Below are 14,155 nucleotides of genomic sequence, written 5' to 3' on the forward strand. Positions count from 1 at the left end.
CTAAACGTTCGATTAATGGGCAGCCCCGTGCGCTTTTTTACGCCGCCGCTCACCCATAATGGATTCCCAGATTAAGGCGACCGCCCCCAGGGTAATCGCAATATCGGCCACGTTAAACGCGGGGTAGTACCACCCCGCTGCGTGGAAAGACAGAAAATCGACCACGTAACCATGCACCAGGCGGTCGTAGAGATTGCCCAGCGCGCCACCGATAATCAGCGGCAACGCTATCGCCAGCAGTTTTTCGTCGTTCTTGATCCGCGCAAGCCACACCGTCAGCGCCACGCTGGCACCCACGGCAATCAAGGCGAAGAACCAGCGCTGCCAGCCGGGATGGGTAGCTAAAAAGCTGAACGCAGCGCCCGTGTTGTGCAGCAGCGTCAGGTTAAAAAAAGGCAACACCTCTACCGGCTGTGCATAACCCAACTGGCTACTGGCCACATATTTAGTGGCCAGATCCAAGACAATGACCACCACCGCCAGCCACAGCCAGCGCAACGGCCGCTGCATCGGCGGCCGTGCGTTTGTATCGCTAGGTGTGTCTTTGCTAGGCATGTTTTTATCAAGCATAGTAGCGAATCTCACCGCTTCCCTCGGGGAGGTTGCTGATACAGCGACCACATAGATCCGGATGATCAGCATGAGTGCCTACGTCAGGGCGATGGTGCCAGCAGCGTTCGCACTTGGTGTTACCACTTACTTTAACCGCGACTTTCAAGCCTTCAAGCTCTGTCGCTTCCGCGTCTACATCACCGGCCTCAGCAAGCGGTTTCAGCGTCACTTCGCTGGTAAGCATCACAAAGCGCAGCTCGTCGCCCAGTTTGGTCAGCATCGCCTGCAGCTCGTCGCTGACATACAAGGTGACTTCAGCCGCCAGGCTGCCTTTAATCACTTTGGCATTACGGGCATCTTCCAGGCACTTGTTGACCGAGTGCTTGACCTCTAGCACCTGTTCCCAGAAAGCACGGCCCAGCTCGGCGTTATCATCCAAACGGCCCAGGTCAGTGTAATAGGTCTCCAGCAGCACGCTGTCGCCGCGCTTACCGGGGATATTCTCGTGAATCTCCTCAGCGGTGAAGGAGAGGATCGGCGCGATCCAGCGGCTCAGCGCTTCCACTACATGATAGAGCGCGGTTTGCGCACTACGCCGGGCCAGTGAATCGGCCTGGGTGGTGTATTGGCGGTCTTTGATCACATCTAAGTAGAAGCCACCCAACTCCCGGGCGCAGAAGCCGTGCACCTGCTGGTACACATCAAGGAAGCGGTACTCCTCGTAGGCTTTTTCGATCCGCGCCTGCAGCTGGTAAGCACGATCCACCACCCACTGATCCAGCGCCAGCATATCGCCAAACGCCACCTGGTTCTGCTCTGGGTCGAAGCCGCTAAGGTTCGAGAGCAGGAAACGGGCGGTGTTACGAATCCGCCGGTACACATCCGAGGTGCGCTTCAGAATTTCGTCTGACACCGCCATTTCCCCGGAGTAGTCGGTGGAAGCGACCCATAGGCGCAGAATATCGCCGCCCAACTTATCCATCACTTCCTGGGGCGCGACCACGTTACCTAGTGATTTGGACTGCTTGCGCCCCTGGGAGTCGACGGTAAAACCATGGGTTAGCAGCTGACGATACGGCGGATGGCCATCAATGGCTGAGCCGGTCAGCAGCGACGAATGGAACCAGCCACGGTGCTGGTCGGAGCCTTCCAGGTAGAGATCCGCCCGCGGGCCGCTTTCATGGCCATGGGGGTGCGAGCCGCGCAGTACGTGACGGTGGGTGGTGCCAGAGTCGAACCAGACATCAAGCGTATCGGTGACTTTGTCGTACTCCGCGGCTTCTGCGCCCAGCAGCTCTGCCGGGTCGAGTTTGAACCAGGCGTCGATGCCCTCTTGCTCAACGCGCTTGGCCGCCTCTTCCATCAGCTCCACGGTGCGCGGGTGCAGCTCGCCGGTTTGCTTATGCAAGAAGAACGGGATCGGCACGCCCCAGTTACGCTGGCGGGAGATACACCAATCCGGGCGATTGGCAATCATGCTATGCAGACGCGCCTGGCCCCAGGCAGGCGTAAATGCTGTCGCTTCAATACCTTCCAAGGCACGCTCGCGCAGGGTTTTACCGTCTTTGCCTTGAATATCCATACCCACAAACCACTGCGCCGTGGCACGGTAGATCACCGGTGTTTTGTGGCGCCAGCAGTGCATATAGCTGTGCTTGATGGGGATATGCGCCATCAGCGCATTGACTTCGCGCAGTTTTTCAACAATCTGCGGGTTGGCCTTCCAGATCATCTGGCCGCCGAAGAACGGCAGGTCATCAACGTAAACGCCGTTGCCCTGCACCGGGTTGAGCATGTCGTCAAACTCCATGCCATGCTCGCGGCAGGTGATAAAGTCATCCATACCGTAGGAAGGCGCGGAGTGAACGATACCGGTGCTACCCACTTCAGACTCGACGTACTCTGCCAGATAGACGGGCGAGAGGCGGTCATAAAAAGGATGACGGAAATTGATCAGATCGAGATTTTTGCCCTGCGTGGTAGCAATCACTTCTCCCTGCAACTCAAAGCGTTCCAAGCAGCTTTCCACCAGCTCTTCCGCCAGCAGCAGCAAACGCTCGCCGGTATCCACCAGTGCATAAGTAAACTCAGGGTGAACGTTCAGCGCTTGGTTAGCCGGAATCGTCCACGGCGTGGTAGTCCAGATAACCACAGCGGCCGGTTTCGTCAATTCGGTTAACCCGAAGGCAGCGGCCAGCTTATCGGCATCTTCCACCGGGAAGGCGACATCGATGGCGTCAGACTTCTTATCGGCGTACTCAACTTCGGCTTCCGCCAGCGCCGAGCCGCAGTCAAAGCACCAATTAACCGGCTTCAGGCCTTTAAACACATAGCCTGCATCGACCATCTCGGCCAGCGCGCGAATCTCGCCCGCTTCATTGGCGAAATCCATGGTGCGGTAGGGGTTATCCCAATCACCAATAATGCCCAAGCGCACGAAGTCGGCCAGTTGGGTTTCAATCTGCGCACCGGCGTATTCACGGCATAACTCACGCGCTTTACTGGGCTCAAGGTGCTTACCGTGGGTAGTTTCTACCTTGTGCTCGATAGGCAGGCCGTGGCAGTCCCAACCTGGCACATAAGGGGCATCAAAACCGGCTAAGTTTTTTGACTTAACGATAATATCTTTAAGAATTTTATTAACGGCGTGACCAATATGAATACTGCCGTTGGCGTAGGGAGGGCCATCGTGCAGCACAAACAGCGGCGCACCGGCGCGCGCTTCGCGCAGGCGCTGGTAAATGTTCATATCCTGCCACTGGGAAACCCGCCCCGGCTCTTGCTTCGGCAACATGCCGCGCATGGGGAAGTCAGTTTCAGGCAAATTCAGCGTGTGCTTATAATCCATGGTCTGGTCAGCCGTTGTTAGCATCGGCGTCATCCGCCGAAGAAGAATCAAAAGAAATCGTATCACGCCCAAGCGGGGCCGAGGCCAGCGGAAGAGAATAGTCTTGCTTACCCTCGTCTTGCTCAGCATCGTCTTGCTTAACATCGTGGCGCTGAGCACTGTTTTTCTCACCCATCGCCGCCGTTAGATAGTGACGAGCGCGGGCCTGATCACGTTCAATTTGCACTTTGAGCGCTTCAAGGCCGTCAAACTTCACCTCGCCCCGCAGCCGTGCGCAGGGAAATACCGTCATGCGTTGGCCGTAAAGATCACCATTAAAATCCAGCAGGTGTACCTCTAGCGTCGGCCGATCTGAACCCACCGTGGGGCGGAAGCCCACATTCGCCACCGCCGGGTAGCGCTCACCGTTTTCAAGTACCGCCATGACCGCGAAGACCCCCCGCAGCGTTAATGGCTGGGGCATCAGCGGCAAGTTGGCGGTAGGTACGCCAATGGTGCGCCCCAACTGCTGGTCACGCACTACGCGCCCGTCTAATGAGTAGGCGCGGCCCAGCAAACGCGCTGCAGCAGAAAAATTGCCACTGGCCAGCAATGTGCGAACCCGCGTACTGGAAACGCGTTCGTCATCCACGGTAAAGGTGCGGGTGTGTTCAACCCCGAAGCCCTGTTCACGCCCCACTTCTGCTAGCAGCGCGAAATCGCCGCGGCGATCGCAGCCAAAGCGGAAATCATCGCCCACCACTAAGTGCTTAACGCCAAGCCCATCAATCAAAACCTGGTCGATAAACTCATGCCCGGTGAGGCTGCGCAGTGCATCGTTAAACGGCAGAACCAGCACTTGCTCGGCGCCAAAGTCGCGCAATAGCCGCACTTTCTCACGTAGCCGGGTTAAACGCGGCGGCGCTTGATCACCGGCAAAAAACTCTCTCGGTTGGGGCTCGAACACCACAACGGTCAGCGGCACACTCCAGCGCGCCGCATGCTCACGGCACTGCTGCAGGATGGCTTGATGGCCACGATGCACCCCATCGAAATTTCCAATGGTCGCAACGCAGCCACGATGAGCCGCTTTTAGGTTGTGCAGACCTCGAATGACGCGCATGGCACCTCAGCCGTTGGAGGATATAAAGCCTCTGATTATAACGAACACGCCCGGCGGGGTGCAGTTACGATTGCATTTTAAAATGACGAATGCGCAAACCCAGCGCCGCCAGCCAGGCAAAGTAGAGCGAGCCGCCCAGTACCACTAAGCCTGCAACCCAGCTTACCCGCTGCCAAAGGCCAAAGGTAAGCCACGCCTGCCAGTCAGGCGCCACAAAATAGAGTGCTGCACACATTAACCCACTACCCCCTATTAACTGCACCGCATACCGCTTCCAACCGGGTTGAAAGACCAGCACTCCCTGCTTATGCAGCAAGTAGCCCAGCAGGCCAGCGTTTAGGAATGCAGAAAGCGCGGTGGCTAGCGCCAACCCGGCATGCGCCAGCGGCCAAATCAGCAGTAGGTTTAACAGCATATTCGCGACCATGGCGATAATACCCACCTTTACCGGCGTCTTGGTGTCTTGGCGGGCAAAAAAGCCCGGCGCCAATACTTTGATCAGCATAAAGGCCACCAAGCCGAAGGCATAAGCGCGCAGGCTCATGGCCGCCATTTGGATGTCGTTATCGGTCATCGCCCCGTAATGGAACAGGGTAATCAGCAGCGGCTCGGCCAATACCGCCAGCGCCAGCGCTGCGGGCAAGCCTAACAGCAATACAATACGGATAGCCCAATCGAGCATCGCCGCAAAGTGCTCTTTGGACTGGTCAGCATGGCGTTTAGACAGCGCAGGTAGAATCACCGTGCCAATCGCCACCCCAAACACGCCCAGCGGCAGCTCCACCAAGCGATCCGAATAGTAGAGCCACGACACGCTGCCCGCCGTCAGCAGTGACGCCAAAACGGTATCCAACAGCAGGTTCATTTGCGAGACCGACACCCCAAACAGCGCAGGCCCCATAAGCTTCAGTATGCGCCGCACGCCCTCATGGGCAAAATTTGGCCAGGGCGTGGGCATCAATCCCAGGCGCAGTAAAAACGGCACCTGAAACACCAGCTGGGCCGCCCCGGCGATCAGCACGCCCCAGGCCAGCGCCATAGCGGGCTCTTCCATTAACGGCATTAAAAACAGCGCCGCACCAATCAGCGAAAGGTTCAGCAGCACCGGGGTAAACGCGGGTACCGCAAAGCGGTTCCAAGTGTTCAGCACACTGCCTGAAAACGCGGTGAGCGAAATTAGCAATAAATAGGGAAACGTTAAGCGCAGCATATCCGCGGTCAGCGCTAGCTTTTCCGGCTCACTGCCAAAACCAGGGGCAAATACCCAAATCAGCCACGGCGAACAAAGCATGGCTACGGCGGTAATCAGCGCCAGCACTGCCGTTAAACTACCCGCAGTCGCATTCAGCAGCGCGCGAATCTCTTCACGGCTGCGCTGGGTAGAGTATTCTGAAAGCACAGGCACAAAGGCTTGGTTAAACGCCCCTTCGGCAAACAGACGGCGCAGAAAGTTAGGTATCTTAAACGCCACGAAAAACGCATCGGCGCCATCCCCTGCCCCCAATAAGGTCGCGATGACTACATCGCGCGCCAGCCCCATCACCCTCGACAGCATGGTCATGGCACTGACTACAAGCCCAGAGCGCATTAGCCCGCGGCGGACTATGGTGGTGTTTGGGGGCGTATCGAGTGTTTTCTTAGCTGTCATGAGCTATCCAGAACAAACCGTCTAGAAGAAACCATCAGAGCAAACCATCAGAACAAGCCATCAGAACAAGCCATCCAGAGAAAACTTTCTAGAAAGAATCGTCTAGAAAGAACCATCTAGAAAAGGCCATCTAGGAAAATCATCCAGACACAAAAAAACCGGCCGCAGCCGGTTTTTTTATGGCGCCTGCCGACTTACGCCGCCAGTGCCTTAATACGCTTGTTCAAACGGCTCTTCAGGCGAGCTGCTTTCTTCTTAGACAGCACGTCTTTGTCTGCAATACGGTCAACGACCGGCTGCATTGCCTTGAACTCTTCCATTGCCTTGGCGTGGTCGCCGGTGCCGATCGCTTTCACTACACGCTTGATGTAGGTGCGAACCATGCTGCGCTGGCTAGATTTCAGGACGCGACGGTTCTCGGCCTGGCGGGCGCGCTTGCGAGCTTGCTTGCTGTTCGCCACAGGGTATCTCCTTGGAGAATAAAGGTTGCCGATAAAACGGCAACGAAATTAAATATGTATTCGTCGGCTGCGCTGTCACAGCACGACGTTTCCGCAACAACCAATTGATTTGGCAGGCGTATCATCCTACCAAAATGTGCAGCAGGCAGTCTAAATAAGCTGCCCGCCCACGGGACTTGTCTGAGAGGATGGCATAGTCTATCACGCGCAAGGTGTGCTTGCTAGCTGTTGTCAATGAGATTCAGGGCCAGCCTACTTCACAAGATGGCCTGCCCCGTAGGCGCTAGAATTTTGCGTAAGAAGTGCCGCGTTCGCTCATCTTTGGGCGCTGTGAACAGCTCTTCGGGTGGGGCTTGCTCGACAATACCGCCGTCATCCATAAATACCACTTGATCAGCTACGTCTCGGGCGAACTGCATTTCGTGGGTAACAACGATCATCGTCTGGCGCTCTTCCGCCAATTGCTTCATCAGACTCAGCACTTCCTCTACCCACTGAGGATCTAACGAAGAAGTCGGCTCATCAAATAAAATCACATCAGCATTCGCGGCCATCGCGCGGCCGATCCCCACACGTTGCTGCTGACCGCCTGAAAGTGAGGCCGGGTAAGCATCGGCTTTATCCGCCAGGCCAATGCGCTCCAGAATTTCCCTCGCCCTCGCATGGGCCTTAGCTTTGGGCAGCTTATCCACCACGATCATGCCCTCACTGATATTCTCCAGCGCAGTTTTGTTGGCGAATAGGCCGTAATTCTGAAACACAAAGGCAGTGCGGCGGCGCAGCGCCAGAATATCCGCCCGGCTGGCATGCTGGGTATCGACACTTAAATCACCTACCGTTAAGCGCCCCGCATCTGGGCGCTCTAAAAAGTTAATGCAGCGTAGCAGCGTCGATTTACCGGTGCCTGAAGGGCCAATGATAACGATGATCTCACCTTGAGAAAGGCTCAAATCGATATCTTTAAACACCATATGGCCACTGAAGCGTTTGGTAATGCCTTGCAGCGAAATCATCGTTGGTAGGCCTTATTCAGGTAAATTTCTAACCGACGCTGCCCCCAGGAGAGGACTTCCACTATCGCCCAGTAAATCAGCGCGACTAGCAGGAATGCCTCCAAGTAAAGGAAGCTGCCCGCGGCCTCTTTTTGGGTAGCCCCCATAAGCTCAGTCACCCCTAGCGTAAAGGCCAGCGAGGTCGCCTTGATCATATCGATGAAGTAGTTCATCAGCGTCGGCGTTGCCACACGGGTAGCCTGGGGCAGAATAATACGGCGCATTAATTGCGACTGAGTCATACCGATGGAGAGCGCGGCCTCGGTCTGGCTGCGGTCAATCCCCACAATGGCTGCACGAATGGACTCGGCCATGTAGGCAGAAAAGTGCAACGTTAATCCCAGCACCGCAGCGGTAACGCCGGTAATAGAGATCAATGCGCTGATCAGTTGCGGCAAGCCGTAGTAGAAAAGAAACAGCTGAACCAGCAGCGGCGTGCCTCGGAAAAACGAGATAAACAGCAGCGAAAAGCCGTTTAAAAATGGCACCCGTGAGACGCGAATCACTGCCAGCAGGCACGCCAATATCAGCGCAAAGACCATGGCAATCGTCGCCATTTCCAGCGTAAGCGGCAAATAGCTCAGCAGAACCGGCAACAGCCCCCACATATATTCAAGGTTAAGCATGGTTATTCAACATGGTCATTCAGATTAGTCATCCAACATAGCCATTTGACACAGCCATTCAAACTAGCCATTAACAAACGCCACATCGCGTATAAGCAAACGGCCGTGGCAATGCCACGGCCGCGTGAAACAGGCGAACTCAGCGGTTACGGTTGAGTGATATCGGTATTAAACCACTTTTCGGATATCTCGCGCAGCTCTCCACTATCACGAAGTTCAGCAAGGGCTGCATCAATGCGATCCCGCTGCTCGCGCCCTGCCTCATCATCACGAAACGGCAGAGCATTCTCAATGGTCGAGAACGGCTGACCAGCCAGTTTCAAGGGTAGGCCTTTCTCTTTAATAACCTGGGTAGCACTCACACGATCCATGACAAACGCCTCGACACGACCTAGCGCCACATCTTGCTCAATGTTGGACTCATAGGTGCGAATGTCGATTTCATCGGCGTTAGGCTGTTCACGTAGCAACTGCTCGTAGTTCGAGCCCAGGTTTACCGCGACGCTCTTGCCAGATAAATCTTCCACGCCTTGGATAGAATCATTACCCGCACGCACCACGACCTGCGCGCCGTCATACACGTAAGGCGAAGTGAACACGTACTTCGCTTCACGCTCCGGGGTAATCGTAATCTGGTTAGCAATGGTGTCAATGCGTCCAGACTCCAGCATACCCGCCAAGCCAGAGAAGCTCGCCGTAACGAATTCAATGTCATCACCGATGATCTCACCCACGGCGTTCATGACATCCACTTCAAAGCCTTTTAGCTCGTCTTGCTCAACGAAGGTAAAGGGAAAATAACCACCGGACATGCCTACACGGAGTGAATCTGCATGGGCAGCCGCGGCAAATAACCCGCTGGCAACGCTCAACGAAAACGCGGCCAGGGTGAGATTAAGCTTGCGGGGTAGTGGCATAAGTCTATTTCCTCGTTGGTCGGTTGTGCGACGATATGAATAGCCACACAGCACATAAATAGTCATGGATATTGATGGCAACTATTTTACCTCTAAGAAAAAAGCATACAAAAGAATATTAAAATAATTTTTTATTCCTTTACTGCATATGACATCGCAAAGGGCTGTACGGCTACTTTTGCCTAATAGCCAAAAACGTTTTAGGGGTGGCTACTTGGCGATCAGCATCAAGCACGCTTCCGCCCAACGCTGCCAACTCGTTTGTAAACGCAACCAACTTCTCCAACTGCACTTTATCAAACCCGCGCCTGCGCTTGGGCTTTTTGAGGATCACACTCACGCCACCAAGTAAGTGCTCATCTTGCAGGAAGGTATCCGGGGAAGGCATTACTCCAGGCGGGTAGGCATTGGCAATCCGCAATGGATTTTGTGGGGTAGCTCCTGGCACGCTGTATACCTGAAATGCAGCATCGTAGTGAGCCTCCCATTTTTTAAGACTAAGCTGAAGTCTCTTATTGAGCGCGGCATCCGGCTGATCAAACATCACAAATAGTACATGAGCAGTCTCTTCTGCCTCTACAGTTACCACCTCCTCTACGCTATCTTCAATCTCGGGTAACGTAGAGGAGGTATTCACCTGTTGAGCCATAGCTGAGGGCTGAGCTGGCAATTCGGTACTCCCATCGGCTGGCAATAATGACTGGCCGATCCTTAGCCACTCTCCGCCGCGCCACATTCCACCCTCTAGCACGCCTCTGCCACTCAGCAGGAAATACATACAAACAATAAGGCTGTTAAAACTCAACCAACCTGCTGCAATCGCTAAGGTTACCGCCAGTTTTTGCGGATCCATGGGGTGTTTTCCTGCCCAATGACGAAGGTAAAATTTGGGCACCCACTAGCCGACGAGTGCCAATATAACGACTCATTATCGAGCAAACGCCGGGAAGATCAATTTTAGCGGGCTAAGTAATTAGTGGTATAAGCAAAAAAGAAAGTTAATAAGCTGAGTCCATGCTAGATACCGCTTAGTAGGACAACATCGAACGAGTGTGCTCGCGCTGCTGCTCTATAGCGTTATCCATATCCAACTGACCGTGCATTTATCTTAGGCAATTTTGGCAGTGAAAATACATGGTTAACATAAGTGACTTCTGAAGGAGAGATCGAAACCAAAATCGAGGAGCTACCTTACTGGTTTTACCGCCATGTCGTGCAAAAGCTTAGCCCCTAACCTCCCAACATCGCATGCGTATGCTCACTACCGAGCTGGCGCCAGCGAGCTCAGCCTTTGAGGTGAAAGCGCAAAGTCCTGCTTGTCTGAGCGGCATCTAACGCAAGCTGATTGGCCTTATCCAGCGTGCTATTGCACGACATAGGCCTTAACATAAGGCCTTTTCCCCTATTTGCCATCAAAGCACTCATGGCAACATAGTCGTTAACACCACCACTTTTCACATGCCTATTTCATACGATCACACGAACAGTATGATCAGGGCAGACATCCTTTGATAAGCTATACCATCAGGATGCCCAGGGACTACTCTAGGTAAATGTCAAGGGTTAAGAAGCCAAGAAAATTGCCGATATACCTATAACAGCGATGTTAAACAGTGGCGAAGCATGACAGGCATCAACCAAATATACCCGATAAGTGGTGATATTAATGTAGAATTTTAAAGTCTTAATTTTTCTAGGCTGAGTATAGTTATAACGAAGTGGTCTATTGTTAATTCTATTAAAACGGTAAAAAGGCAATAAACACACAAAATAACCTGTTGGAAAAGTATCTTTTAATTAAGCTTGAATGGTTTCGACAGCATCAACCAACCTTAATAAATCACTACAAAAAGCAGATATGGAAATTATTTACAACCTTTACTGGAAGATGTATGAACGATAAACCCATTTATGTAACCGAACCGTTTCTTCCCCCATTGGAGGAATTCATCCCCTATTTAGAGCAAATATGGGAAAGTAAGCGTCTGACAAACAGCGGACCTATGCACGAACAGCTAGAAAACGCCCTGTGCCAGTATTTAGGTGTTCCAGAGATAGCGCTTTTTAATAACGGTACCATAGCGCTGCTTACTGCATTGCAAGCCCTGCGCATTACTGGTGAAGTGATTACCACTCCATTCTCATTTATTGCGACTGCTCATGCCCTGACCTGGAATGGTATCAAGCCAGTTTTTGTCGATATAGATCCAGAGACATATAATCTTGACCCTAGCAAAATTGAAGCTGCAATCACACCCCGCACAACCGCGATTTTAGCGGTACATTGCTATGGGAATCCCTGCGATATTGTTGCTATTCAAGAAATTGCTGATCGCTACAATTTGAAAGTTATTTATGATGCTGCCCATGCTTTTGGCGTTCAAGATGATGGAGGGAGCATACTAAGGCATGGAGACCTCAGCTCAATTAGCTTTCATGCAACAAAAGTATTCAATACTTTTGAAGGTGGTGCCATCATCTGTCCTGACAAAAAAACCAAACAGCATATTAACAACCTTAAGAACTTTGGAATTGTTAATGAAACAACGGTAGTTGCCGTCGGCATTAATGGAAAAATGAGTGAAATTAATGCCGCCTTTGGGCTTTTGCAGCTCAAACATATTGATACTGCAATCCAGAAAAGAAAAGATATTCATCAGTTTTACCAGGACAACCTTGGCAAAACCAAAGGCATCAAATTATCAACACCCGTAAATCAAGCAGTCAGCAATCACTCTTATTATCCAATCATCATTGAACCAGCATATCACTTATCTCGCGATGAATTATATGAAGAATTTCGCCGCCACAATATATATGCACGAAGGTACTTTTACCCATTAATAAGCAGTCACATGATGTATCAGCGCTCTGTAGATGAAGGCATGCTACAAAATGCCAAATCCATTTCTGAGAAAATACTTTGTTTGCCTATTTACAGTGAACTAACCTTAACGGATGCAAAAAAGATATGCTCTATTATAAACAAGCATTGTTAAATCAAGGCGTGGATTTATGAGTAGCATAGCTATTATGCAGCCCTATTTTTTCCCTTACGGTGGCTACTTTAGTCTTGCCTCGGCATCTGATACTTTTGTTTTCTTTGACGATGTAAATTTCATAAAAAAGGGGTGGATAAATAGAAATAAATTATGCAATGACATCAATATCGTCGTCCCTCTTAGAAAAGCAAGCATAAACAAAAAAATCAATGAAATTGAAATAATAAATGAAAAAAATTGGCGTACAAAACTTCTTAACAGCTTGAATCACTGTTATCACAAGGCTCCTTACTTTGACAATATCTATAGCTTGGTCGAATGTGTCATTGAACCTCAATACAAAAGCATCGCTGACATGGCCAGAGAATCAATTGTCAGATCTAGTGAATACCTGAGCCTAAATTGTCATTGGGAAGTATCTTCAACACACTATCCTGAAACAGCTACCCAAAAAGGTGCGCAGCGTTTACAAGCAATCACTAAAGGAAATCGGTGTAGTCACTATTACAACCCCATTGGCGGCATCGAACTATATTCAAAAGAAGACTTTCTTAAACGTGGCATTCATCTTGAATTCATTTCCAACAATAGTATGGGAAAGATTTCTATATTAGATTACATGATGCGACACCCCCCCGACACTATTAAAAAACTGATTAATGAATACAATATCTCATAGAGTACTTTATGAATCATAACGCTGGTACTGAAAGAATTCTCTTGCTGGGAGGCAACCATTTAATGGTGTCTCTTGTAGAAGAGTGTCAGGCTATCGGACTTGAGGTGTATGTAACTGATAATCTGAAAGATGCTCCTGCAAAGAAAACATGTGACCATGCTTGTAATATAAGTATCCGTGATATCGATGCTATTATTGATCTTATACAAGAAAACAACATAAACGGGGTACTGTGTGGCTTTACCGACTCAGTACTTCCCTATTATCAGCAAATTTGTCAGCGTGCAGGACTTCCATGCTATATCACTACTGCTCAGCAAATGGCTGTCACAACCAACAAACTAGATCTAAAGAAAATATTAAAAAGTCACTCTGTACCATGCTTAGAAAGCTATAACGAGAATCACCTTAGCACAGAGCACTTTCCTGTTATCATAAAACCGACTGATAATAGTGGCGGCAGAGGCATACAGATATGCTCAACAGAAATTAATTTTCAGCATGCATTAGAAAATGCAAGAAAGTACTCACAAAGCGGCCAAGTCCTTATTGAAGAAAAATTGGATGCAGCCGAGGCAACCGTTTTTTATTTTGTCAGTGAAGGAGAGATCAACTACCTAGGAATTGGGGATAGAGTTACACGTCAGATATATGAGGACAATATTCAACTTCCTATTTTATATCGATTCCCTTCTAATCATCAAGAAAGCTATATTTCTCAACTAGATAATAAAATAAGAACCCTGATTACCAGTCTTGAGATGCACGATGGACTAGTTTATCTACAAATGTTTTACCATCAAAATACTTTTATTGTATACGAACTTGCCTACCGATTAACGGGTAGCTTAGAGTACAAAATATTTGAACGTACACTTGGATTTAATTCTGCGAGGGAACTAGCCGCCTTCGCAGTTGGAAGACCAATGAAAAGAATAGATTCCATGCCTATTGCTATCAACGGCTACAACCTAACCATATTGTGTGACGACAGCCGCGATATCGTTAATGTATTAGGCTTGGATGAGATCAACGCACATTCTGGTGTTATCTATATTCACCAGAACTTTACACCTGGCGAAGGCGGCAAGGCAGCTGAAAAAGGGACGCTTGCCCAAGTAATCTATCGCATCCTTTTCCTTGCTCAAAATGAATGTGAAGCAAGGGATATAATCACCATGGTAAACAAAACGTTACGTCTACAGGGAAAATCCGGCAATGTTATACCCTATTACACAGCCAGCCTGTAAAAACTATCTAAACAGGAT

Annotated in this window: 12 protein-coding genes; 3 read left to right on the top strand and 9 right to left on the bottom strand. The window is 50.7% G+C overall.

Annotated elements, in window-relative coordinates:
* Window positions 1-12: 12 nt before the first annotated feature.
* The 9 genes from lspA to A6R74_RS14285 form a co-directional block, all read right to left on the bottom strand.
* Window positions 13-555, bottom strand: a complete 543-nt coding sequence (lspA, locus tag A6R74_RS14245; RefSeq protein WP_064235758.1) for a signal peptidase II — start codon at window positions 553-555, stop codon at window positions 13-15.
* Window positions 556-562: 7 nt separating this feature from the next.
* A complete protein-coding gene (gene ileS, locus A6R74_RS14250) occupies window positions 563-3,424 on the bottom strand; it encodes an isoleucine--tRNA ligase (RefSeq protein WP_064235149.1) in 2,862 nt (953 codons plus the stop codon).
* Window positions 3,408-4,502, bottom strand: coding sequence for a bifunctional riboflavin kinase/FAD synthetase (gene ribF, locus A6R74_RS14255; protein ID WP_064235150.1), 1,095 nt, complete (start codon window positions 4,500-4,502; stop codon window positions 3,408-3,410). The genes ileS and ribF overlap by 17 nt, the downstream gene beginning before the upstream one ends.
* 64 nt (window positions 4,503-4,566) lie before the next feature.
* Window positions 4,567-6,150, bottom strand: a complete 1,584-nt coding sequence (gene murJ / locus A6R74_RS14260) for a murein biosynthesis integral membrane protein MurJ (protein WP_064235151.1) — start codon at window positions 6,148-6,150, stop codon at window positions 4,567-4,569.
* Window positions 6,151-6,344: 194 nt separating this feature from the next.
* The gene (gene rpsT, locus A6R74_RS14265; RefSeq protein WP_022521977.1) at window positions 6,345-6,611 is read right to left on the bottom strand and encodes a 30S ribosomal protein S20; all 267 of its coding nucleotides are present in this window, start codon (window positions 6,609-6,611) and stop codon (window positions 6,345-6,347) included.
* Window positions 6,612-6,868: 257 nt separating this feature from the next.
* Window positions 6,869-7,624, bottom strand: coding sequence for an amino acid ABC transporter ATP-binding protein (locus A6R74_RS14270; RefSeq protein ID WP_064235152.1), 756 nt, complete (start codon window positions 7,622-7,624; stop codon window positions 6,869-6,871).
* On the bottom strand, window positions 7,621-8,289 hold the full coding sequence (locus A6R74_RS14275) for an amino acid ABC transporter permease (protein ID WP_064235153.1): 669 nt from the start codon (window positions 8,287-8,289) through the stop codon (window positions 7,621-7,623). The genes A6R74_RS14270 and A6R74_RS14275 overlap by 4 nt, the downstream gene beginning before the upstream one ends.
* A gap of 146 nt (window positions 8,290-8,435) precedes the next feature.
* Window positions 8,436-9,206: an amino acid ABC transporter substrate-binding protein gene (locus A6R74_RS14280; protein WP_064235154.1), complete on the bottom strand. Its 771-nt coding sequence runs from the start codon at window positions 9,204-9,206 to the stop codon at window positions 8,436-8,438.
* Window positions 9,207-9,378: 172 nt separating this feature from the next.
* Window positions 9,379-10,059 carry a hypothetical protein gene (locus A6R74_RS14285; RefSeq protein WP_064235155.1) on the bottom strand — a complete coding sequence of 227 codons (681 nt, stop codon included), beginning with the start codon at window positions 10,057-10,059 and terminating at the stop codon, window positions 9,379-9,381.
* A 1,039-nt stretch (window positions 10,060-11,098) separates the two neighbouring features.
* Between A6R74_RS14285 and A6R74_RS14290 the strand changes: the two genes are divergently transcribed.
* Genes A6R74_RS14290 through A6R74_RS14300 form a run of 3 tightly spaced genes read left to right on the top strand, consistent with a single transcriptional unit; the run spans window position 11,099 to window position 14,137 of the window.
* A complete protein-coding gene (locus A6R74_RS14290) occupies window positions 11,099-12,205 on the top strand; it encodes a DegT/DnrJ/EryC1/StrS family aminotransferase (RefSeq protein WP_064235156.1) in 1,107 nt (368 codons plus the stop codon).
* A 16-nt stretch (window positions 12,206-12,221) separates the two neighbouring features.
* Window positions 12,222-12,887, top strand: a complete 666-nt coding sequence (locus A6R74_RS14295; protein WP_064235157.1) for a WbqC family protein — start codon at window positions 12,222-12,224, stop codon at window positions 12,885-12,887.
* Window positions 12,888-12,895: 8 nt separating this feature from the next.
* A complete protein-coding gene (locus A6R74_RS14300; protein ID WP_064235158.1) occupies window positions 12,896-14,137 on the top strand; it encodes an ATP-grasp domain-containing protein in 1,242 nt (413 codons plus the stop codon).
* Window positions 14,138-14,155 lie beyond the last annotated feature (18 nt).

This window comes from Halomonas sp. ALS9 (genome assembly GCF_001651035.1).
Lineage (GTDB): Bacteria > Pseudomonadota > Gammaproteobacteria > Pseudomonadales > Halomonadaceae > Vreelandella.

Bases quoted from the DNA above. Each gene is read 5' to 3' on its own strand.
- lspA (WP_064235758.1), bottom strand. From the start codon at position 555: ATGCCTAGCAAAGACACACCTAGCGATACAAACGCACGGCCGCCGATG.
- ileS (WP_064235149.1), bottom strand. From the start codon at position 3,424: ATGCTAACAACGGCTGACCAGACCATGGATTATAAGCACACGCTGAAT.
- ribF (WP_064235150.1), bottom strand. From the start codon at position 4,502: ATGCGCGTCATTCGAGGTCTGCACAACCTAAAAGCGGCTCATCGTGGC.
- murJ (WP_064235151.1), bottom strand. From the start codon at position 6,150: ATGACAGCTAAGAAAACACTCGATACGCCCCCAAACACCACCATAGTC.
- A6R74_RS14270 (WP_064235152.1), bottom strand. From the start codon at position 7,624: ATGATTTCGCTGCAAGGCATTACCAAACGCTTCAGTGGCCATATGGTG.
- A6R74_RS14275 (WP_064235153.1), bottom strand. From the start codon at position 8,289: ATGCTTAACCTTGAATATATGTGGGGGCTGTTGCCGGTTCTGCTGAGC.
- A6R74_RS14280 (WP_064235154.1), bottom strand. From the start codon at position 9,206: ATGCCACTACCCCGCAAGCTTAATCTCACCCTGGCCGCGTTTTCGTTG.
- A6R74_RS14285 (WP_064235155.1), bottom strand. From the start codon at position 10,059: ATGGATCCGCAAAAACTGGCGGTAACCTTAGCGATTGCAGCAGGTTGG.
- A6R74_RS14290 (WP_064235156.1), top strand. From the start codon at position 11,099: ATGAACGATAAACCCATTTATGTAACCGAACCGTTTCTTCCCCCATTG.
- A6R74_RS14295 (WP_064235157.1), top strand. From the start codon at position 12,222: ATGAGTAGCATAGCTATTATGCAGCCCTATTTTTTCCCTTACGGTGGC.
- A6R74_RS14300 (WP_064235158.1), top strand. From the start codon at position 12,896: ATGAATCATAACGCTGGTACTGAAAGAATTCTCTTGCTGGGAGGCAAC.